General features: G+C 35.5%; 21 protein-coding genes. 6 read left to right on the top strand and 15 right to left on the bottom strand.

Annotation, left to right across the window (positions count from 1 at the left end; translation table 11 throughout):
- Positions 1-239 precede the first annotated feature (239 nt).
- Positions 240-2,171, bottom strand: coding sequence for a methyl-accepting chemotaxis protein (locus tag ACRXC1_RS01440; protein ID WP_433655934.1), 1,932 nt, complete (start codon positions 2,169-2,171; stop codon positions 240-242).
- A 287-nt stretch (positions 2,172-2,458) separates the two neighbouring features.
- Between ACRXC1_RS01440 and ACRXC1_RS01435 the strand changes: the two genes are divergently transcribed.
- Both ACRXC1_RS01435 and ACRXC1_RS01430 read left to right on the top strand, forming a co-directional pair.
- The gene (locus tag ACRXC1_RS01435; RefSeq protein ID WP_433655933.1) at positions 2,459-3,019 is read left to right on the top strand and encodes a hypothetical protein; all 561 of its coding nucleotides are present in this window, start codon (positions 2,459-2,461) and stop codon (positions 3,017-3,019) included.
- Between the two features lie 19 nt (positions 3,020-3,038).
- The gene (locus ACRXC1_RS01430; protein WP_392909904.1) at positions 3,039-4,610 is read left to right on the top strand and encodes a flotillin family protein; all 1,572 of its coding nucleotides are present in this window, start codon (positions 3,039-3,041) and stop codon (positions 4,608-4,610) included.
- 51 nt (positions 4,611-4,661) lie between these two features.
- Here ACRXC1_RS01430 and ACRXC1_RS01425 read toward each other — a convergent pair whose 3' ends face one another.
- The 7 genes from ACRXC1_RS01425 to ACRXC1_RS01395 all read right to left on the bottom strand — a co-directional run bounded on the left by ACRXC1_RS01425 (position 4,662) and on the right by ACRXC1_RS01395 (position 12,047).
- Positions 4,662-6,278 carry a HAMP domain-containing methyl-accepting chemotaxis protein gene (locus tag ACRXC1_RS01425; protein WP_433655931.1) on the bottom strand — a complete coding sequence of 539 codons (1,617 nt, stop codon included), beginning with the start codon at positions 6,276-6,278 and terminating at the stop codon, positions 4,662-4,664.
- A gap of 220 nt (positions 6,279-6,498) precedes the next feature.
- Positions 6,499-7,458 carry an FAD:protein FMN transferase gene (locus tag ACRXC1_RS01420; RefSeq protein ID WP_433655929.1) on the bottom strand — a complete coding sequence of 320 codons (960 nt, stop codon included), beginning with the start codon at positions 7,456-7,458 and terminating at the stop codon, positions 6,499-6,501.
- Position 7,459: 1 nt separating this feature from the next.
- Complete coding sequence (locus ACRXC1_RS01415; protein ID WP_433655927.1) at positions 7,460-7,897, bottom strand: redoxin family protein; 438 nt, start codon at positions 7,895-7,897, stop codon at positions 7,460-7,462.
- Between the two features lie 9 nt (positions 7,898-7,906).
- Positions 7,907-9,088 carry a DUF3570 domain-containing protein gene (locus tag ACRXC1_RS01410; RefSeq protein WP_433655925.1) on the bottom strand — a complete coding sequence of 394 codons (1,182 nt, stop codon included), beginning with the start codon at positions 9,086-9,088 and terminating at the stop codon, positions 7,907-7,909.
- The gene (locus ACRXC1_RS01405) at positions 9,057-9,266 is read right to left on the bottom strand and encodes a DUF4266 domain-containing protein (protein WP_433655923.1); all 210 of its coding nucleotides are present in this window, start codon (positions 9,264-9,266) and stop codon (positions 9,057-9,059) included. The genes ACRXC1_RS01410 and ACRXC1_RS01405 overlap by 32 nt, the downstream gene beginning before the upstream one ends.
- Before the next feature lie 33 nt (positions 9,267-9,299).
- Positions 9,300-10,649 carry a hypothetical protein gene (locus ACRXC1_RS01400; protein ID WP_433655921.1) on the bottom strand — a complete coding sequence of 450 codons (1,350 nt, stop codon included), beginning with the start codon at positions 10,647-10,649 and terminating at the stop codon, positions 9,300-9,302.
- A 3-nt stretch (positions 10,650-10,652) separates the two neighbouring features.
- A complete protein-coding gene (locus ACRXC1_RS01395; RefSeq protein ID WP_433655919.1) occupies positions 10,653-12,047 on the bottom strand; it encodes a hypothetical protein in 1,395 nt (464 codons plus the stop codon).
- Between the two features lie 132 nt (positions 12,048-12,179).
- On the opposite strand from ACRXC1_RS01395, the gene ACRXC1_RS01390 reads away from it, so the two are divergent.
- From ACRXC1_RS01390 to ACRXC1_RS01380, 3 genes are all read left to right on the top strand, one after another.
- Positions 12,180-12,554 carry a VOC family protein gene (locus ACRXC1_RS01390; protein ID WP_433655917.1) on the top strand — a complete coding sequence of 125 codons (375 nt, stop codon included), beginning with the start codon at positions 12,180-12,182 and terminating at the stop codon, positions 12,552-12,554.
- 245 nt (positions 12,555-12,799) lie between these two features.
- Positions 12,800-13,552, top strand: coding sequence for a hypothetical protein (locus ACRXC1_RS01385; RefSeq protein ID WP_392909888.1), 753 nt, complete (start codon positions 12,800-12,802; stop codon positions 13,550-13,552).
- Positions 13,553-13,562: 10 nt separating this feature from the next.
- The gene (locus ACRXC1_RS01380) at positions 13,563-13,805 is read left to right on the top strand and encodes a DUF6868 family protein (RefSeq protein WP_433655915.1); all 243 of its coding nucleotides are present in this window, start codon (positions 13,563-13,565) and stop codon (positions 13,803-13,805) included.
- Between the two features lie 5 nt (positions 13,806-13,810).
- On the opposite strand, the gene ACRXC1_RS01375 is transcribed toward ACRXC1_RS01380, so the two are convergent.
- The 7 genes from ACRXC1_RS01375 to ACRXC1_RS01345 all read right to left on the bottom strand — a co-directional run bounded on the left by ACRXC1_RS01375 (position 13,811) and on the right by ACRXC1_RS01345 (position 19,859).
- Entirely contained in the window at positions 13,811-14,554 is a 744-nt protein-coding gene (locus ACRXC1_RS01375; RefSeq protein WP_433655913.1) for a hypothetical protein, read from the bottom strand.
- A 44-nt stretch (positions 14,555-14,598) separates the two neighbouring features.
- Positions 14,599-15,516, bottom strand: coding sequence for a spore coat protein U domain-containing protein (locus tag ACRXC1_RS01370; RefSeq protein WP_433655911.1), 918 nt, complete (start codon positions 15,514-15,516; stop codon positions 14,599-14,601).
- A gap of 1 nt (position 15,517) precedes the next feature.
- A complete protein-coding gene (locus ACRXC1_RS01365) occupies positions 15,518-17,932 on the bottom strand; it encodes a fimbria/pilus outer membrane usher protein (protein ID WP_433655909.1) in 2,415 nt (804 codons plus the stop codon).
- The gene (locus ACRXC1_RS01360; protein ID WP_433655907.1) at positions 17,922-18,611 is read right to left on the bottom strand and encodes a fimbria/pilus periplasmic chaperone; all 690 of its coding nucleotides are present in this window, start codon (positions 18,609-18,611) and stop codon (positions 17,922-17,924) included. The genes ACRXC1_RS01365 and ACRXC1_RS01360 overlap by 11 nt, the downstream gene beginning before the upstream one ends.
- Before the next feature lie 59 nt (positions 18,612-18,670).
- Positions 18,671-18,910: a hypothetical protein gene (locus ACRXC1_RS01355; protein WP_433655905.1), complete on the bottom strand. Its 240-nt coding sequence runs from the start codon at positions 18,908-18,910 to the stop codon at positions 18,671-18,673.
- Positions 18,911-18,949: 39 nt separating this feature from the next.
- Entirely contained in the window at positions 18,950-19,420 is a 471-nt protein-coding gene (locus ACRXC1_RS01350) for a fimbrial protein (RefSeq protein ID WP_392909874.1), read from the bottom strand.
- A gap of 241 nt (positions 19,421-19,661) precedes the next feature.
- On the bottom strand, positions 19,662-19,859 hold the full coding sequence (locus tag ACRXC1_RS01345; protein WP_433655903.1) for a hypothetical protein: 198 nt from the start codon (positions 19,857-19,859) through the stop codon (positions 19,662-19,664).
- Positions 19,860-20,035: 176 nt separating this feature from the next.
- Here ACRXC1_RS01345 and ACRXC1_RS01340 point away from each other — a divergent pair, with 176 nt between their 5' ends.
- Positions 20,036-21,625, top strand: a complete 1,590-nt coding sequence (locus ACRXC1_RS01340; RefSeq protein WP_433655901.1) for a cache domain-containing protein — start codon at positions 20,036-20,038, stop codon at positions 21,623-21,625.
- The last annotated feature ends 57 nt before the right edge of the window (positions 21,626-21,682 follow it).

Here is a 21,682-nt window from a genome sequence, read left to right as displayed (position 1 = left end):
GTTGAAATAATGAGATAAAAAATTAGTGATCTAGTTTACAGTGTTGTTGGAAACGATGATGCAAACCAGGCTGGAGAGCGAGATACAATTATCTTTCAATTTAAAGATAGTATTGAAGTTGTTATGTTTGATATGAATGATGACTGAGAGCTTGCAAAGCCAATATTTTAGTAAATTGCAAAAAACACAACTTGCTCACTCAAGAAGCAAGTTGTGTGAATATACCTCTTAATTAATTCCTACGCCGCTTCTGATTTTGAAAATACCTCGGCTACTCTTTCACTTTCAGCAAGGGTATCTTCTTCAAAAGCTTGCTTAATCTTTTTATGAACAATCTTACCTTCACCTTCAATTAGCTTAACTGTTAATTGTGACAGTTCATGTAACTTAGAAGCTAACGAATTAACTTGTTGAGCTTTATTATAGGCTTCTTGAGTGACTATGCTATTTTCGTTTGCTGATTGACTCAGTTGAGTTACAGCTGATGTAATCTCATTAACACCTTGAGACTGCTCAGTAGAAGAACTAGAGATTTGCTTAACAGACTGATTTACGTTATCAAAGCTATTTAGAATATCATTTAGAATAACTTCGCATTCCTGAGCGGCTTTGACTCCTTCATCAACAGAGACTTTTCCTTTCTCTACAGATCTTAGAATCATCTCCTTAGACTTATCTACTGTACTTCGAACTTGAGTGATACTTCCAGAAAGAAGCTGTGAGATTTCTTCTGCTGCTTCTCCACTCATGGCCGCTAGCTGACCGACTTCGTGTGCAACAACTGCAAAGCCATCGCCATGCTCCCCTGCTCTTGCCGCTTCGACAGACGCATTAAAAGAAAGAAGTTTTGTTTGAAAAACAATATCGTTGATGACAGTTGTTTTTTCTGCAATTCTATTGATGACGTCGATTAGCCCTTCTATTTCACGGTTACTATTTTCAATATTTTTAACAAGTTCTTCATTATTTGATTGAATATCATCCATCTTACTTCTAACGATATTTACTGAGTCCTTTCCATCGTTTGCAATTTTTTTACTTTCTTCAGAAAGAGAAGCTGTCTCCTGTGCATTTTGCGTATTATTGGCAACCATACAAGAGATTTCATGGATCGAAGAAGATGTTTCTTGTAAGGCAGCTGATTGCTGTTGATTTGCACTTGATAATTTATTTGCAGAGTCATTAAGTGAATTTGAAACACTATTTAAATCTTTAGAACTAGTTTGGATTCCTTCATTAATTATAGCGATAGTTTTTGAAAGGTACGAAACAAAGAATACAGCTAGAGCAACCCCTGCAACTAGAGCAATAATAGAAATAATAACAATAACAGTCTTTGCTTCAGTAAGATGATCTTTAAGCCTCGGTCCAAATTTGTCTTGAACAGATTTAATATCAAGTTTTACATCTTCTATATTACTCGCAATTTTAGGACCTAAAACATCAAGTTTCTCTGTAATAATATTATTTCTCTTATTAATAATCGTAACTAGTTTTTGAAAATCCGATGAGTAAGACTTCTCTAGCTTAAGAACCTGGCGTAGCAGATTACGACGTTCAGAGTTTTGTAAGTTTTTCTCTAGTAAACTGATATCTTTTTCAAACTCTCTTAGTTCGTAAACGACTTTCTTTACTGAATCACTATCGTTTGTATCAAAAAACTTTGTCACATATAACCTTGCAAGAAGTAGATTTCTCATGGCAATACCAGCGTTATATGCAGCTACCATATCCCTATCTCTTCGAGCAGTAAAAAGGATTCGAGAAAGCTTCTCCTCCATTAGCCTACCATTAATATTAAGCCTTTCAGTGACGAGCTTATCTCGCTCTTTCATCAGACTTACAACTTCATTAAAATGACTACTGTAATCTTTTAAGTTTTGACTTGTTTCCTGAAGCTTTTTAGCACGACTTGGTTTTTGGATATCAATTAATGCCTGATCTAAACTCTTAGCTGTACTTTCAAAATACTCGTTAAATTGCTTTATATCCTTTTCAGAAGATGAAATGATAAAGTCTTTTACATTCATTCTTACCATTAACATATTGGACTGAACCTCACTTGATAAGTTTGAATCCATGGCCATCTCGCGATATGAAAAGAACTCAGTGGCCAGTGTAGTAAAGTTGTAAGCTGCATACACAGATATCAGCGTTATTAAACTGACCATCGTTATGAAACTACTATATATCTTAAACTTTAAACTAAACCTGCTTAACATTACTCTCTCCTTAATTTTTTTTATGTGCCAATCCTCTCGGTAAACAATTGTTTAAATTTAACACTTTTTATTTAAGGAACGATTTCAGCCACTTAGAACCCTAACCTATATTTAAAATAAAGAACAAAAACACTCAAAAAGCCCTACTAGAGCCTTTCTAGACATTTTTACCCACTAACCACTTACATATTTATCCATATACTAAAAACTGAACACTATTTATTTTCGGAGATTAGATGAAAGAGATATTTTCGCAAAACCCTGTTTATGCGGTAATGGCCTTTGCGGGCACACTGTTATTTGTATTAAAGATGCTTCTACTCTTCGTTACTGGAGATGGTGAAGCTGACTTCGATGGTGATATGGACATTGAACACACAGATGGTGGAGATGCATTCACTCTTGTCTCAACACAATCGATTCTAGCATTCTTTATGGGTGCTGGCTGGATTGGGCTTGCAGCAAAACAAGAATGGGAATTATCTGATGTGAATGGAGTGCTTGCGGCCGGTGTCTTTGGTTTTGTCATGATGTTATTTAGTTCATTCATCACTTTTCAAATTAAAAAATTTAACAATATTCCAAAAGTAAATATCAAAGAAGCCATTGGAAGAACTGGCCGAGCTTACACAAATATTCCAGCTAAGGGTAAAGGTATTGGCCAAGTTGAGATTACAATTGGAAACAAACAACAAATTCTACAAGCAAGCAGCAAGGGTGAAGCGATTAATGCATTTGAAAGTATCAAGGTTCACTATGTTGATGATTCGGGAAATTTAATCGTTAAGAAAGCATAATATTTAAGGGAGATTACTCATGCTATTTAGTACTTTTGGAATTATGGGAATCATTGTTGTTCCTGTTTTAATTCTACTTTTTGCAGCAATTTTTTTATCAAAGCAATACAAGAGATGTCCTTCTAATCAGATCTTAGTAATCTACGGTAGCGTTGGTACTGGGCAATCTGCAAAGTGTATTCACGGAGGTGGATCATTTGTAATTCCACTTTTACAAGATTATACATATCTTTCACTAGAGCCACTGACGATTGAGATTGATTTAAGAAGTGCACTTTCAAAGAAGAATATTCGTGTAAATGTTCCTTCAACATTCACAGTAGGTATTTCGACTACAGCTAATATTATGACAAACGCAGCTGAGCGTCTACTTGGGCTATCAACAGCTGAAGTCTCTAATCAGGCCCAAGATATTATCCTAGGTCAAATGCGTCTCGTTATTGCAACTCTAGCAATTGAAGAGATTAATCAGGATAGAGAGAAATTCTTAGATCTAGTTAATAAGAACGTAAACCTTGAGCTTAACAAAATTGGTCTTGATGTTATTAACGTTAACATTAGAGATATCACAGATGAGTCAGGATATATTGAAGCTATTGGAAAGAAAGCTGCAGCAGAAGCGATTAACAAAGCAAAAGTAGAAGTTGCTGAACAAGATAAAGATGGTGCCATTGGTGAAGCAAATGCGAATAAGGAAAAAGAAGTCCAGGTTGCTAATCAAGTTGCCGAGTCAGAAGCGGGTCAAAAAGAAGCCGAGAGAAATAAAAGGATTCGTATTGCCAAATATGAAGCAGAAGGGATTACTGGAGAGGCCGCTGCTTTAAGAGAGCAGGAAGTTGCCCAAGCAAAGCAGAGAGCAATTACTGAGCAAGGTAAGAAAGAAGCTTTAAAAGAGCAGAGAGTCTTCGTTGCCATTCAAGAAGCTGAGTCTGTAAAAGGCGAAAATGAATCGAAGGCAAGTATTGCAGAATATGATGCTACTCTAAAAGAGAAGCAGGCCGATGCTGCAAAACGAGGAGAAGTTGCCTTAGCTCAAGCACAAAAAGCAGTTCTAGAGGCACAAAAGCTAGAAGAGATTGCAAGACTTGAAAAGACAGAACTTGCTCAAGAAGAAATTAATAAGAGAAAAGTTGAAATTACAGCGGAAGCAGAAGCAGAGAGACAAAGAAGAATTGCTAGGGGTGAGGCCGATGCAATTCTAGCGAAATATGAAGCGGAAGCTCAAGGTATTCAAAAAGTACTTGAAGCGAAAGCACAAGGTTATCATAAGCTTGTTGAAATCGTTGGTGATGATAAGAGACTTGTTCCTACCCTACTTATGGTTGAACAACTTCCTGAAATTATCGCTCAACAAGTTAAGGCCGTCCAAGACCTTAAGATTGATAAGGTTACTGTTTGGGACGGTGGCGGAAATGGTCACAACGGAAAGAGTGCGACGTCAAACTTTCTTAGTGGGCTAATTAATTCACTTCCAGCAGTACACGATCTTGCCAAACAAGCTGGCGTTGAGCTTCCTGAGTTCCTTGGGCAGCTAACACCACCAGAAAACAATGCCATTGATAGTGTCCCTCCAACAAGTCACAATCAATAAAATAATGGCCCTCTTAGTAGTAATTACTAAGAGGGCATTCTTTTGGGTTATTTAAGCAGCCACCTTCTTAGAAGACGACTTCGAGGTCTTAGTATCACCAAGAATTAGATTTTGAATATTAGTAATTGAACCGTTAACTGATCCAACTTGCTGTTGGAGCTGTTGTGCAATTCCAGATGTTTCACGAGCAATTCCAGTATTTGACTTTGACAGAACATCGACTCTCGAAATTGAACTTTGTAATTGAGAAATACCGCTAGACTGTTCTTGCGTTGCAGATGAAATTTCTGAAATCGAAGACGAAACACCTGCAACACTTGTTACAATATTTTCAAGAATATCTTCACACTCTTTAGCGATATTTGTCCCACTCGTTACATTCTCTCTTGCTGAATCGACAACGGCCGTAATTCGTTCTTGAGACTCGCTAACGATTTCATTTACCTGATTAACACTTGAAGATAGCATATCTGTAATTTCAACTGCAGCGACACCACTCATTTGAGCAAGCTTTCCGACTTCTTCAGCAACGACAGCAAAACCTTTTCCGGCTTCACCTGCTCGTGCAGCTTCGACAGAAGCATTGAAAGATAAAAGCTTTGTTTGAAATACAATGTCATTAATGACCTGTGTTTTTTCGTCAATACTATTAATCAGAGTTGCAATTTCTTTCATCTTTTCATTATTAATATCTAGTTCATTAACAATTGTGTCGATACTTCCATTAATTGAGTCCATAGAAATATTCATCTCACTAACAATGTCTTTCCCTTTAGAAGCCTTATCTAAGCTCTCTGTCGCCAGATCATTAGACTTCTTCGCATTCTCAGCTGTCATTCTAACCATAGAACTAATCTCTTCTAAAGATGAGCTTGATTCGTGTAATGAGGAATCCTGATTCTCACTAGAAGCAGATAGTTTTTGTGACGAGGCCGTTATATTATCTGCACTCGTTGTTAGGAAAGTTGAACTATTAGATAAAACTTCCAGAGTGTTTCTAATTGATGAAGAGATTTTATTCGCAAAAATTATCCCAATGATAAGACAGCTTGAGATCCCTGATATTGTTAAGAAAATAAGTAACTTATTAATAAAAGCGATTGTTTTTGAAGTTTCCTCCGAAAGCTTAGCCGCTTTATCAATATCATCGCGAATGCTTTGGTTATACTTATCAAGTGCTTCTTGAAATTCTGAAGCCGCTTTTGGACAATGAACTAAGAATATATCAAGAAGCTTGGCGCGTGATTTAGTATCATAGATCTTTGCCAGTTCAATGGCATCGACACCAACTTGCTTAAAGCTCGCCCACTGTTCTCCTAACTGGTTAAATAGTTTAAGCTCTTCTTTTGTTTTGATCATCGCCTTAAGTTCTGTTGCAGCCTTCTCATATTCACCAACAACTTTTAATGCCCCCTCAATGGCCGCATAGCGATCTTCTCTACTTAGATTATCAAGCCCCAGTGTTCGAACTTCGATTCTTGTTTTTTGATAGTTCACATCCATTTTATTTAAAAGAGTTGTTCTTGGGATAACACTTTGGTTAACCTCATCCGAAACCTCAATAAACTTTTTAAAACCAAATAAAGCAACACTTCCAATAATTAAACTTACTGATGACATATAAAAGCACAGCAACAGTAACTTCTTTTTAAAACTCGCTCTAAACATAATTTATCTCCGATGAAATACTCTACGTCCCTCTTTCCAAATTAAGCTCTACGTAAGAAATTTACGAAGAAAATTTATGGAAACTTCTAAATAACTAATAAAACTTCGGAATATCTTGTATTTTTATTTAGTAAATAAATAAAAAAACTTACGCGGATGCCCAAAAAAAGTTGCGACAAGAACACAAGCTATGTAAAAACAAATAGTTAAATATATTTATTTATAGGCCAAAAGAGCTTAATGCAGCTGCAGAGAGGTGAGTTTTTCCTTGAGAATCTATCACGAAACCAATAAATTTTCGTGAATCCAAGTAGCTTATTGCTTGCGAAATATCCAAATTCATCAAAATAGTTGCTGTTGTATCAGCGCTAACAGTATTGTCAGCAATAACTGTTGTCGCAAGAATGTCGTCTCTACTCAGACCACTCTTAGGGTTTACAATATGGTGGTCGCTAAATCCTTCAGAATTGGGATTGAATTGAATATAGCCCCCAGAAGAAGCAACACTACCGGTAGCAAGTTGAATCACGCCAATCGACTTAGAGCTGTCTTTAGATAATGGATTTCTAATACCGATCCGCCAGGCCCTAGGAGCATTAGGTAGAGAGTGCACACGAATATCACCCGAACCATTTATATAGAAATTATGGAGGCCTTCTTTAAGGAGTAACTCATAAACTTTATCAACGGCGTAACCTTTTCCAATCCCACCTAGTCCTATACGCATTTGTTCAAAAGGAAGATAAACACTCTTTGTAAATCGGTTGAATTTTATTTTACGGTAATCTATATAACTTTGAACTTGAGAACGTTCTAGAAAACTAAGGGTTCGACCTTCATTTTTTGCTTTTCGCCATAAGTGTCCAATCGTGGCAAATGAGATATCAAAAACGCCATTAGATTCTTTTGAGATTTTATTTGCTCTTTGAATAATATCCCAAATTTCTCCATCGACTTTAACAGGTCTTATTCCAGCATACTTATTAATTTCATTAAATGGACTGTCTTCAAAATCTGTAAATTTATTTTGAATACGATTAACCTCTTCTTCCGCTTTTACAAAAATTTTATACACGTCCTCCCTCGAAAGAAAGCTTTGTGGGAAACACATAATTTGAAATTCTCCACCCATTGCACAGAATTTATACTCACATGTAATGTCATTTCCTTTCTCAAACAACTTATAATTCCTTTGGAGGTTTATCAGAGCTGTAAAGAATACTGCCTTTTTTATCAATAACAATAGAGCGAGGAAGCTCAGTCACACCAATCTTTTTTGAGATCTTACGATCACTATCTTCAAGTATTAAGTAGCTAAAATTTCGCTTCTTTAAAAATCGTTTAATCTTCTTTTTCTTCTCTCCTGCATTTATTGCAACAAAAAGTATATTCTTACTTGAGTATTTTTTCTTCAAATCTTCTAGTTCATCCATTTCTTGAATACAAGCGGTACACCAAGATGCCCAGAAATTAAGAAAAACCTTATCGTATTTAATAAGACTTTCACTTAATATGAAGTTTTGCGATTTATCATAAATTGGTAGCGCGAAATCTTCTATTTTTTGTGAATAAGAATTGAAGGAGAAGAACAAAATTAAAGTTACAAATAATATTCTCACCAAACACTCCTAAAACTGAAAACCAACTGAAGATTGAATATATGCATATACAAGTCCATTTGTACGTTTAGCGGCCGTCACACCATTGTTCCAGACGAAGTCTTCAAATTCGATACCATATATATTCTTTGAATCATAATTACTAGAAAGAAGCGCACTCAACTCATACGAAGAGAAGTCTGCTAAATCAGAGTCACTAGTCATATAATCTTTTGCCGTAGCAAAGGAATCCTGGTAATACTTAACACTAGATTGATTATGATAACGAAGAGCAATCTCAACATAATCTTCATCATCATTAATCTCTTTCAAAAAAGCTAGTCTTAACGTATGAGCATCCAAGTCCCACTGATCAAAGTAATATCGGTATGATAAATTCATCGCCACTTCATCGCTAAAACCATGTACCCATTTAGAAGAGATAGCATAGCGACTTCGTGTATTAGGTAATACTTCAGGCTGCCTTGCACCACCAACAGAAACACTACTAGCAGTCGATTCCAATTTCTTACTAGCTTCTACGAATGTTAAATCAAATTGGATAATATCTTGTCTTGTCAAAATTTGAGACGCAGTTAGGCTAACTGCAAATATATCTCGGGGAAGGAAGTCTGAGATTTTAGCAGTTGGAGGATTGCTCAAATCCTCGAACAACTTCACTTTATCCTTGTAGTATTGAATATTGAGCCCGAGTGTAAAGTTATCTTTTGCCATCGAACGTTGAACACCAAGACTTCCATTGAATGAGCGATAATCATATTCTGAAGAGAAACCAACTGATGCACTTGTTTCCCAATCGCCCATTTCTTTTCGAACGCCAATATTCCCAGACAGGCGGGACTGTCCCTTTCTACCTGGTCCACTTGCACCTGTTGCACCATCTAACTTTGTATCAGATGCCGCTGTCCAAAAATCGAAAACAAAATGTGCATTAATGGCGGTATCTTCAGTTATTTGATGTTCCACAAAGAGCATTGGTTCAACAACATTAGCTTCTTCTTTTCCTGAATCATCATAGACTTGATTACCATCATCACTATTTTGATGGTAGAGATTAAACAAAAGTTTGAATTTTGTTTTTCCGTCGGCCATCATTTCGGCGAATGTATTTTTAGTAGAAATAAAAATCAGAAGAAAACTGAAAAGTAATCTTTTATACTTAGTTACAACCACATCCACCTCCAACAGCATTTGTGCCTCCAACAGCACCTTCTCTGAATGCACGTACTTCATTTTGAAACATACTTTCTTCAGGGTGAGGATCGAGTTGCATTATTTTTTTTGACAATAGGCCACGGTCAATTTGATCAACATTGGCGCAAGAAACGAATAGTGATAGTAATAAAAAGAGAAGTAAGTAATTTTTCATGTGACATCCTTTTGTAAAATTTTATCACATCATTTACTTTGGTGTCAGTGGACAAAGAGCATCTAAAATCAAAGATGGTGACTTAGTAAACTCATCAAACCATTTACACTCAACTAACTCGCGATAATGATTCAAAAGAAAAGTTTGTCCATTCAATCTTTTGTTACAAAGTAAAACAGAGTTCTTCTCTCCACTTTGCAAATTGTCTAACTTATCTTGTAAGTTCTTCAGTGCTTCTTCGGATAAGATTTGATAGATCGTAGAGAGCGCGATTCCTGCTCCGTCGGTATCAAGGTGATTAACGAATAACTTCTTTTCATTACCTCTTAATGGCCAATCGCTTAACATTTGATTACGACAAACTTCAAATCGACCAATGATACCTGATTCATAAGCTATAGCATCACTCATTAATCTTGCTAATTCCATATTCTGATAAAAATTAAACCATTGAGATCTACTTGGTTCAGTAGGAATTGGTTGTTTACTGTTTCGTGTGAGAAAATCATAAAATGCTTTTTGAAATTCATCATTATAACCCCAAGGGGTATACTCTAACGCCATATAAAGGCCAGCATCAGATGCAAGCATTGCAGACTTTATTCTTGTAATTAAAGATCTAAACTCTGCTATATCTCTTAGATTTTGAATAGGAACCGTTAAAGGATTTATTCCTCTAAACTCGGCGTAAAGAACAACAGCACGAGTAGCGAGTTCTCTATTTAATTGTGCTCTTAACTTTGGTTCTGCAGTTGAATCAAATAAACGAATATAAGCTTCAAGGAGGTTTGTGAAAACAGTATCATCACTATCTGCACTTCGATTGAAAACAATAGTAAACCATGCTCCAGCGTATTTATTGAAAGAATTCACATAACCACTTCCACATAGTTCACTAAATTTAAAAAAGTCACCGTTTGAGATTAGCTGGTTATAACGTGAATTAATATCAACATACTCAGTATCTCGCTCCCGTGCGTAAGTCGTTTTATGTATTGCAATCTGTATCGTATTTGTGATCTTTTGATCTTGCGCTTTGAGAATTTTATCAACATGACTACTGTAGACATTATTATAGTACTTACTAAAGAAAGGATTGTATAAATTTGTACCAATAACCTTCTGATGAAAATCTAATTGAATATTGGATTGTTGTGTTCCTTTGAAGTCCTGTAAATCAAAGCATGTATTAGATTGTTTAAACAGTTTCCTTGAGAAACCATCTAATAATTTTAGATGACCATTTAATTGGGTTACTCGTGGATCATCAATATACAACGAAGAATGGAAATTCTCTTCATTTATTGTATTTTGTAGAGGCAGGGCCACAACTTTGGCCCCACCTAGAAAAAGTATTAAAAGTATATAAGTTATATTTTTCATAAATTATGCATCATCAGGAATAATGACTCTTGCCAATTCTGGCATACAATAATTATCTAAAAGAGGAGATACTGGCACCCCTGTTAACCTAGCATCAACACATGCAGGAATATTTCTAAAATGTACTTGATCAATACCTTGCTCATGAATTGCCTTAATACATGCTAATGCACCGGTTTCAGGTTCAGGAGTCGGTTCAGCTTGCCCATAGTTGAATATATAATTTGCGATCAAATATTCTTCGACCTTCTCTGTTGAAAGTACGGCATCAAAGGCCTCAAGTGAAATTTCAGAACTCTGACTATTTGGCTGAGATAAATTAGAGAAGAATGTATTCTCTGGTTCATATCCTCCACCGAAGTCATCATCAATATTTAGATATTCATCTTCAAGAATACGACGACAATTACTTGCCTTAAAATATTGATCAACCTGTGCTCTATCAATTCGATCGAGTTCGCTGATAATTTCAGCGTTGGCTTCAAGATTCTTCTTCTTTTCAAAAAGTAATTTTTCTTCTTCATCTTCTAACTCTAGAAGATCTTGAAATTGAGTATTTTCAATCCAAGGAGCAACTTCCATTGTTGTTATTCGACCAGCGTTTGGATCCTGCATTGTCTTTACGACATCACGTACAGAATCTTTGAAGCTATCAATATCAGTTGGAATAATATCTGCCAGTTCACCTTTACCAAGTCCATAGGCCCAAATATTAATCTCTAGTCTCTTGGTTTGCGTTTCAGTTCTAAACTCAGTTGATATTGTCGTATCTGTTGATCCCCCTGAGAAGAAGCCACGCATTTTCGATTTAAGCTCAAGTTCAAAATTTACATCTCGTTCGACAGATGTTGTACGATATCGAAGTAGACCGAGGAAACTTGAGTGACGACCGATTGAACGTACATAATAAGGTCCACAAGAGTCAAAGAAACCAACAACATCTCCTTTTCGAAGAAGATTTGCTGCACTCTCACTTAAATCGCTATTACCTTCTGAGAGAGAATGGTAATAGCTATCAACATCAATATCTGCAAAGATATAATGATAGTGATATGTTGTATTGCCTTCGACTTCCGAAAAGACATTTACATTATTCTTTAAGAATAGAAATTTGAAAGTATTCTTTGTTTCAAAAGAGCGCCTATACTGTGTCTCCCAATCTTGTTCAATTTCAATATATCGATATTTTAAATCATATGAGGGCTGAGTCGTTTCAATTTTACCCAAGCATGTACTTTGATAAGTATTAGTCGCTATGGAGTAGCCACGCCCTAAGACAGGTGAAATGCCTAAATCTTTTAAACGGTTGTCACGAATTACTCTCGATGAAGCAGAAACAGACGTTGCAACCGTAGAAAGTACGGCCAGGGCAACTGCCATTTTTGTTAACTTTTTCACATATCCTCCTATGATATTGTTCAGTACCGAAAAAAAATGTATCTTTAATAAATGCCAGAGGACAAATCATGTCAATTTAAGCTGTGGTTAAAACAAGACAACAAAAACTAAATCTAAGAATTAGGAGTCACTATGACTGTAAGCGCGATTGGAATTGCTTGTAAGAATATTGAAAAATCTATTCAATTCTACAACTTATTAAACTTAGACTTTAAAGAATATGGAAAAGGTCATTATGAGGCGACACAAGAAAATGGTTTACGAATCATGTTAGATTCATTTGATTTGCTTAAACAGATTAATAAAGATTGGAAAGAGCCTATAAATTCTGGAATAACTCTGTGTTTTCAACAAACTTCTCCTAATGAAGTTGATAAGCTATTTCATCGAATCGTCGACGCTGGTTTTGAAATTGAAAAATCACCATGGGATGCTTTCTGGGGACAAAGGTACGCTTCAGTTAAAGACCCAAACGGTAATCAAATTGATCTCTTTGCTCAGATATAATACCTTACAAAAAAAAAGGCCCTCGCATAATGCGAGGACCTCTTTTCTTGCCCACAGACAGTAGCTGCGAGCTGAGCAGTCCTCCCGAAGGATTCCTACCATCTTCATAATAGCATCAAAACAGGTTCATACATTTAATTTCATCTTAATTTTTCAAATTGCTAACTACGTAAAATCTAAACTATTGTTAAGTGGGTCGTGTTCTAATAAAATGGATTTAGCTTAACTTGAGACTGGAGAAATAGATGTTAAAGATTATCGTACTTTTAAGTACCCTACTAATTACTTCATGTGCAACAAAAGTACATGGCCTTAGAAAGACGGCCGATTTCACATATACAAATGTTCAAGCAGGACGATTAACAATTGCAGGGATTGTCCATACTGGCGAAAACTGGGATTATAAGAAGCAAATCAGTACTGCAAATCAATTTCGTGTCGAGTTACAAGAAAAGAGAAGAGATTTAATGGTTGATAATGCATCACCGTTGATCAAAAAAATTGGTAGAGGACTCTATCGTGAGATACTACGTGAAATTGAAGAAGATGGAATACTCAGTGAGAAGTCGCTTACAATATTAGGGCAAAATATAACAAAACGTCGCTACCTCGTCTTTGCTAGAATTGAAAGTGACATTGTTGAAAATGATAGAACAGAATCAGCTGTCACAAATGCAGAAGGAAATGAAACAGGGGATCGAAGTTTAACCACGACAACAAGAAGAAGTATGGATATTAACTTCTCGATCTATGATATCAGAAATAAGTACCTCGCTTGGAATGGAATAATAAAAAAATCAGATCGAAATGACTTAGAATACACAATTAGAAAAAGGGACGGTGTGGATAAGATCATTGATTTAGTCTCGGCCTTTTCATCTAAGAAGAATAGCGAAAGCATGAATAAGAGGTACCCATTCCCTAAAACACCGAGTGATCGTGATATCTTAGCCTACGCATTTAGAGGTTTTGCAGAAAACTTACCAAGTAAGGACTAGTGGAGATTAAATGACTATAGACTTAATGACATCTTTCTTAGGTTATTGTGCAGTTATCAATATGGGATTTTTACTACTTTCGACAGTAATGATTCTCATATTTAAAAAACAAGTAATTGAAATTCAATCTAGTATGTTTGGTATTAAAGAGAAGAAGTTCCCTAAAATGTATTTTAAATACCTAGCGAACTTCAAACTACTTGTGATTGTATTTAATCTTACACCTTACCTAGTTTTAAAATTTATTCTCTAATACGACTATTGAAAAACTAATTCAATCTCACTTAAAGGTATTTGAACGATTTCTTTACTATCGTGTACACTTGTTAATTCAGCAAAGTTCCTATCCGTTGAGAGTGCAATAACACCATCTTCAATCTCGCCATTTGTGAGACGTACAGAAACAAATTCCCCAGCGAAAGTTTCGACTCCCTTTCTGGCAGCAGCATTTGGATCAAATGAAGAAAAATGATAGACCTCTTCAAGAGGGATATTATACTTTACACCTTGTAAGTCTTGAAAGCTTAAAGACTCACCATCTGTTGTAAAATTTCGTCCTTTAATATCTTCAAACTCTAAGTTATTTAATATTCTAACTTGGATTTGATCTGATTTAGTTTTATTAATTTCAGAAGACAAGAGTAAGCGATAGATCTCGACTTCATTCAGTTCTTTACCGTTAATAGTCGCAATTTCACTATAAGATATTAACTGATGACTTCCATAGCCTCTAATCTCAAAACCGCCACGAGCGTAAGCAACGATCTTTCCATTAACTTTTCGCTCATTCTCGTTTAGTACGAGATTTACTTTTGCAAAAGGTTCGATTTTCTTTGGACCTAAGAATGATCTAACAGCATCAAGGCAGTTACTAACAAGACCTTCACTAGCGATGGTTCGTTGGGCCTGCCCAGAGTCTGCAATATAGTTTTCAGTAAAGTAAAAAGTAGTCGCACCAATTGCGAGTACGGCAACACCGTACTTTAGGTCTTTTATATTCATGGATTTCTTATCGACAACTTGAGCAATTTACTTAAGTAATATTTTTACCAAGCTTTAACTGTGACTGTAATGACATCCTCATAATCACCAGTCGATGCATTTGTTGGAACATTTCCTAATTTCACATAGATAGGATAGCTCTCAGCATTGATAGAAGTGGCATTATTACGCTGAAACATATATGTTTCTTGTCCAGCATTTGAAAGTGACGTGTAGTTATTTGCCCCCACCTTAATTTGATAAGGAACACTGCTTGCAGCATTCTTTAAAACTGACCCATTCTGTGAAGTCATATAAACACCGAAGCCTACATTTCCCTTCACATTTAGAGTTGCACTCTTTACATCCTGACTCGTTAGATTTCCAAAATTCATAATATATTGGGTAGAGTTAGGGTCATGAGGAGAACCTAAAGGAACTAAGCTTAGCTCAGCATATCTTGGAACAACTAACTGCAGATAAAAATAAGCAGTCGTTTCATACTCAAGCTGACCGTTGTTTTTAATACTATAGAAACTAATTTGAATATTATCACCAAAGTAACCTGAGCCACTTGAAAAGACTGTATCAAGATCAACCTGCTTGATATAAAAGTTCGACTGATAAGAGTTGTATCTCACTGGTAAATTAATCACACTGTACTCACCAGCTTGAGTTGCATCCGACACATCTTTAAGAACAGTAACCATATTACTGTCACTATATAGGTTATAAGGAATCGAATTATTAGAAGTCGATGCCATACGATTATAGTTCCCAGCTCCACCAGTACTATAAAAGGCCCTGATGATTTCACATTGAGATGCGTTTCTAGAACGAGAAATTGTAATAGGGTGGGAAACAGATTGAACGCTTGAAGATATTGTCCCAACAAAATTATTTACGCTAACATTTAAGTCGCATTTTACCGCTAAAACAGATGAGACACAGAATGTAGCTACTAAAGCTTTAAATAATGTCATTTTAATTCCCCTCTATCTCAATCGTACCAATATCAATGATCCCACGGGATTCTTGATTTATCGAAAAATTTTTAACTTCCTTACCACTTATTTTAAGTAAACTTGATTCATTATCAACACCATCCACAAAGAAGAAACCTTCGCGGTCAGTGAAGAAGACTTTATCTCCTAACTGACAAATTTCCAGAGAAACTGGTTTTCCCTTACGTGTAATTTTACCCTTAAGACTTAATAGACCATTGTCTCGGATATTAATGAGATGTCCCGATTGATAAGTCGGATAGAGAACAAACTTTTCCTTTTCAAGTGTTGTTCCATAATCGAGAGCAGTTGGGTCTAATTGTACTTCACGGTATTGATATGGAACCATATCAGTTATTGCAAGCTCCCCAAAGAGTGGAGTTTGAGTGTCTGCATGAACTGATGTTGATTTAATAATAAGCTTTTGATCTTTCAAAGCTTCTTTAGTTTTAAAGAGTGCGAAACTATTTGTATTAGAACGAGATTGAGCGTAAGCAAGGCCATCATCGTATGCGAATAAAGAAGTCGTCGATATCCCGAATCCTATCTGTCTATAATCATTACCACTTTTCTCATGAGCATAAGACGCCTTAAAAAAGTAATCGGCCATTGGCGTCGGTATACTAGCACTTAAGTTTAAGCGGCCATTAACTTCATCGTCGTCTGCAGAAACTGTATATCTTGGCTTATATAACTCATTACTATTATCTTTCGTGTAAGATATTCGACTTGATTTATCTTCAAAGTCTCTAAACATCGACACATAGCTATTTCGAGAAGGAAAAGACCATGTTAAAAAAGCAGAGACAGAGTGATCAGTCGGATTATTTAAATCTTTTGTTCGAGCAGCATAAAGATTTACATTAAGGTTATTTATGGGATTAATATTCAATGAGGTACGAATGAAATTTCGAGAACCATTTCCAGAGTCACGATATTCTTCATGTCCGGCCCCTAGATTTATCGAGCTTCGAGAAAAAATAGGAAATGATAAATTGAGCTGATAGTTATTTTTAATCGAAGGCCCATTATAATCGGCAGTGGCCCTAAAGTCTCCACCGAAAACTTCATAGCGTGCTGAAAAAGATAGATTTTCAAGCAAGTAACCAGCGATATCTTGAAATTGCCAAGTCAAAGAAGTTGCATAACCACTCACATTAAAGTTCTTATAATCAGAATAAGCATTCTCAAGAAAGAAATTTCCATACTCTGTTGCAATACCATTATAGAGGCCACTTAGTTGAAATTTGTCATCTTTTTGATAATAGGCACCTGTTGAAAATAGGTCTGTAAATCCATATTGAATAAGGCCACTATAAAACTCATTATTATCAACATAGCTCCGTGTTCTTCCCGAATCATCTGACTTTCTTCCCGCACTTAATGAATAATCAAATTCACCTCTTTTTAAAATCGATAATGATGTTGGGATATTAAATTCTAATAACTGCTTAACACCACTTCCATCATCAATTTCTACACGTACATTATTAATTCCATTAACAAGTGGAAGATTTGATAAACGATAATTACCAGCAGGTAGGATTTCTTTTTTTACAAGAGTCCCGTTAACATAAGTACTAACATTTGATCGTCTAACAATTTGAAACTCTTTCTCACCTTGCGTATAAGGTGTTTCATAAGGATTAATAGAGAATTGTTTTCTAATATTAAATCCACCTATTGCTTTTGATTGCATAAAGCCTAAGCGGCCCGTTGTTGTATCCCCTAGCCTCGTTCGAAGGCGTGAGGATTCAAAATCCTTTGTTAAACTAAAGTCTCTTCGCGTCCAATAAGGGTCGTTTTTATCTTCATCATCAACATAGAATCCATTCAACTGCAGAACATAAGTGTTTAAGTTTAAGAAAGAATTGATATTCAAGGTTAGAGAATCACCACCAAGATACGAATCACCAAAGTTTTTATCAAGAAGATAATTAATAGAACCTGCAAATGGAGCCGCTTCAATTGTTTGACCAGCGTATTTAATTTTTGGATTTTCTTCTAATGAGTAGAAAACAGATTTAAGACTCTCTATAGGTATATCTAATATCACCTGTAGTGCTTTAGGATCATAGCTTAGAGTATAAGGAATTGTTGAAGTAGCCACCCATTTCTTAGAAGTATCGATTAACTTATAATTTTCATTCTTAACAAGACTTCTTATCTTCTCATTTAGAATGACACTATCAATATACTTTAACTGGCTTCCTTGAAGCTTTACTGGAATATCCCCAAGAGATTTTCCATGAAGAATAAGTTCTAACTGTGCTTCATAATTAACTTCACCAAAGACGCTACGAAATAGCTCGGTTTCAGACTGAGCATAAGCATTTAAAGGACTCAATTGAGACAGGAGTGTAACAAATAGAATTGGTCTATAATTACTTATCAAATGACGCTCTTAACTCATATCCATTATCTAGATTAATTGTATTTTTAAATTCAAAGTATCGTGTTGTATTGGCCAAAATATTTTGTCCATTAAGCTTTCTGAGCTCTTTGGTAGGGATAGATAACTTCTGATCACCTTTTACAAATTCAAACTTTACGTTCTTTAGGTATTGATGAGAATTTCCCTTATTAGAAATATAAACTCTAATCTTCTTTCCAACTTTATAATGACTCACTTTAAGCTTAGGTTTAAATTCCTTCTTAGTTACATATAGAACATTCATATACTTGAGCAGCATCTTAATACCACCACGATTCTTATTATTAGTACTTCCGCGCTTTAAAGGGACTTGCTCAGCAACAATACGATAAACTTTTTCAGAAGAGATATTCGTACCTCCCTTCCAATCCACACGAATTGTTTTTCGATCTCCTGGAGAGATAATAAGTTGAGGCGGAAAAACACTTACTTCATTTGTCTTAGGAAGAGATTCGCTTCCATCTTCTTTCTGTATTCGTTCAAAGACATTTATCGTTACGGGAATCATTTCAGATGATGTATTTTCAATTTGAAATTGAGTGGACTTTTGTCCATTACTTAGATCAATTGTTTGAGTAGTTGGTCTAAAAGTAAAAGACATTAAAAGTGGGAAAAGTGCTAATAAAATAAGTAACTTCAAGCTTCCTCCATGACAGCTTAGACTCTATTTATTATACACATATTTTAATTGAAGATGAATTAGTGAAAGGAGATTTCAATCATTGGATGGCCATTCTTTTCAGACTTTTTAACATCATAAGAATTCTTATCCAGATTTGACTTAATAGCATCATTTGGGTCCTTAGGATCTAACTCATCTACGACAATAACGGATGCTGGAACACGTCCTCTCAAATGTAATTCTTTGGCTTCACTCGCATAAATACTAAGTGATAGAAGTGAGGTGACAAATAAAAAAGGCAGAGTAACGTATTTCATCACTCTGCCTATCGGATATTTGACTAAAAAACTTAAGTATTAATTAGCTGCAATCGTTAAAGTAACTGTATCAGCGTATTCACCTTGAATAAGATTTTGGTGATCAACTCCAGTATATGAAATTGCTAAATCCTTATCGACATTCACACTGGCCGCAGACGGGAATGTGAATACATCAGTAGTTGATAAATCAACAGCATTACCATCATAACTTAGTGCATAGTCGATCGATGAAGAAGCAACAGAGTTGTGTACTAGCTTTCCTTGGTTTGCTGAACTAAATGAAACTGTATAACCACTATTAGAGTTTGAAACCTCGTTTACAGTAGCGACTTTAGAATCTACCTGTGTCGTGTCTAGAGGTAATGCAGATGCAACGGCCTCTGGTGTAACACTAATTGACAATAGTGCTGGAACTTGCCCTTTTAAAACAAGAGTTCCAGTTGTTGCCGCATAAGCAGTTGAAACCATAACGAGTGAAGAAATGAATAAACCTTTAACAATTTTCATAATTTGCTCCTATATATTAAATAGAGATTAACTCTTAAACACACTGAAATTACTGCAACAATCATGCCACTACTGGTCACCGATTTTCGATTGGATACATATCCATTATCTGCCTATAAATTAATCAAGTGTCATTTTTTGATCAACTTTAGGTACAAAAGTGTAAAGATCTTTGTCTAAATACAAAGATGTTCACATTATAATTTTACCTTTGATTTAAATGCACAGGGAACTAAGAAAATTACTCTCTTTCTTTTTTGGCGCGAAGAATCTTTAAACAAGATAGAAACAAAATCACGGCCCCCGCTTCATCGAGGTTACCAATATAGGGAATATTGTCAGGAATCAGTTCGATAATTCCTGCAGTCGGATTTAGAAGATAGATCCCAGAGACAACAAGGCCAATGAGAGGAAATATTTTGTTTGAAAGTAACTTCATTTATTTTCTCATTAATATTAGTTTTGCTTAGATAAATTGTAACAAATTTCGTTTCAAACTTACAAAATTGTTAGCGCAGCGAGCATAAAAACTGATTAACATCACTAACAAATACATTTCTTTTACCGAAGTTATATCAAGAATCTTAAGAAATTGTATAGAAACTCAGGAGAATTATGAAAGCGTTAGTGAAAAGTCTAAGTTTAAACACGAAGATAATTCTGATGGCCCTCATCCCATTTGTTATCTTCACTTCAATCTTTATTGCCTACTCTTATAGCTCAACAAAGTCTGCGCTACTGCAAGAAAAGAAAAATCAAATTGAGGATGTGACTAAGACTGCTTATCACTTTCTCGAATCAATGAACAAAAAAGTGGAAGCTGGTGAGTATACTCTAAAAGAAGCTAAAGAGATCACAAAACACTATATTGCAAGTATTCGCTATGGACGTGATATGGATGACTATGTTTGGATCAATGATCTTGAACCAAGAATGATAGTTCACCCTAGTGAAAGCTTAAGAGGAAAAAGTGTTAAGACATTTGTCGACAAGGCAGGTAAACCACTCTTTAATGACGTTGTTGCACTCGTAAAGAAACAAGACAAAGGTTTTGTGAACTATATCTGGAATAGCAAGAATGACAGTAATAAGTTTGTTGAAAAGTACTCTTATGTTGAATTATACAAACCGTGGGGCTGGGTTCTTGGTACAGGTATCTATGTTGATGATGTTAACGATTATATTTTTAGTGTCTTTCTAAACCAAGCAATGTTCGGTTTTATTGGCCTCATTGTAATCGGTGCCTTATTTGCTTTTGTGTTAAAAACAAGTGTATCAAATCCACTCCTAACAATGGCAAATCAACTTAAAGAAACTTCACTACAAGTCGCTAACGGTTCAAAAGTAACTTATAACACATCAACTCAATTATCTGCTGCAACTAATGAGCAAGCTGCCTCTCTACAAGAAACAGTTGCTTCAGTTGATGAAATATCTTCTATGATTCGAAGAAATACTGAATTCGCAGAAGACTCTAAAAAGTCTGGGGAATTATCAGAAGTAGAAGTACAAAATGGAAAACGTACTATTGATGAAATGCTTTATGCTATCGAAAATATTTCAAATAGCAATACAGATGCAATGAAGAAAATGGAAAGTAGTAATAACCAAGTGCAAGAGATCTTAAATATCATTAAAGAAATTGAAGATAAGACAAAAGTTATTAATGACATTGTTTTTCAAACTAAGCTTCTTTCTTTCAATGCTTCTGTTGAAGCTGCTAGATCGGGTGAAAGCGGTAAAGGTTTTGCTGTTGTCGCTGAGGAGATTGGATCACTCGCTTCAATGTCAGGAGCCGCATCAGATGAGATCAAAGTACTCATTGATGAATCAATCAAGAATGTCGAAGCAATTGTTTCAGGAACAACGACAATGGTAAATGAAGTTATTCAAAGCAGTTCAAAAACTGTTGAAGCTGGAAGACAGAAGGCCGGACAGTGTAAGGAAGTACTTGATAAAATTGTATACAATGTACAAAACGTAAATGGAAAAATTACTGAGATCGCAAGTGCATGTAACGAACAAACACAAGGTGTAAATGAAATTACAAATGCAATTAGACTCATTGATGAAACAACAATTCAAAATAATAACTCTGCACAAGAGGCATCTCGCTCGGCCGCAAACCTCAAAGGCCAGGCAGATAATCTCGACGATATCGTAAAATTAGTTATCAACCTCGTCGGTGGCGATAAAGCTGCCTAACCATAAATAACCTTAGTGAGTAGGGCCTATGTCCTACTCATTCTCACTCAACTGTTT

Source organism: Halobacteriovorax sp. GFR8 (assembly GCF_050955245.1).
In the GTDB taxonomy this organism is placed as follows: Bacteria; Bdellovibrionota; Bacteriovoracia; order Bacteriovoracales; family Bacteriovoracaceae; genus Halobacteriovorax_A.
The sequence above is the reverse complement of the archived record's forward strand: the minus strand, read 5'-3'. Positions and strand labels throughout refer to the sequence as shown.